This window comes from Vibrio sp. Hep-1b-8 (genome assembly GCF_006124995.1).
GTDB lineage: Bacteria > Pseudomonadota > Gammaproteobacteria > Enterobacterales > Vibrionaceae > Vibrio.
The window spans coordinates 1-878 of sequence record NZ_QEWN01000077.1; the positions used below are offsets into that span (position 1 = coordinate 1).

Consider the following 878-nt stretch of genomic DNA (forward strand, 5'->3'; position numbering starts at 1 on the left):
AGGAAGCCATCGATCAATTTTTTACTGTGACTCTTCCAGAGATCGCAGGTTCACTGACGTCTCGAATCAATGATAATTTTCAGGTACTCAAGACTGCATTTTCAAGTTGATTGGGTATATATGTAGGCCCGTTACCTTGAAACAAGTATGTGACAAAATCATACATGCAGATACTGTAAGTAAGCCAATTTTACCATCAGTCATGATGCGAGAGGATTGTAAGATCTGCATCCAGTTTAAGGGTGCGGAGTTCAAGAAATCTTGGACAATGGATATCGTATTAGAGCTTTTCGCTGAAGACGTGTTACACATTTTAGATAGCATCGAAACCCAATGCGCCTAACAATAAATTTAAGCAGATTCGCAACGCTTGGCACTTTTGGTTTGAATCAGCTTTAGTGTTTACGGCACAATGCTTTAGGTAGATGGCAACGTTGCTCACTACTTAATTTGGCGTTAGGTGTAAATGATAGATTGGTACTTCAAATATGATGATAGACTCTGGATTTTCTTGTAATTCTGTAATTTGGTTAACGAGCACAAGAGTTGGGGAAGATGGACCAACGAATCGTATGGTAGAAGACTTAAGGCTACAATCAGAGTTACTTGGTTTCGGTTTTCAAGTTGTGAATATAGATTCAAAACTCGATTTTGAATCTATATTCATTGAGTTGGTTAACAATGCAAGGGATAGAAATATGAAACCGATGGTTCACATAGATATGCATGGTTGTAGTGAACAAGGGTTGCTAGTTTGTAAAACAAATGAATATATTTCTTGGGAATGTGCGGCTCAACATTTTCGAGAGCTAAATGTTGCAACAAATAATAACTTATGTGTTATCGGTGCCGCGTGCCATGCATTGAGGGCTGTGATA

General features: G+C 38.4%; 1 protein-coding gene and 1 pseudogene. Both read left to right on the top strand.

Features of this window, described 5'->3' with window-relative positions:
* Positions 1-110: pseudogene (locus tag DA100_RS08370) on the top strand (IS630 family transposase); the annotation flags it as partial.
* 378 nt (positions 111-488) lie between these two features.
* Positions 489-878 (top strand): hypothetical protein (locus DA100_RS21140; protein WP_206208561.1); only part of this gene is annotated, 390 nt, incomplete at its 3' end.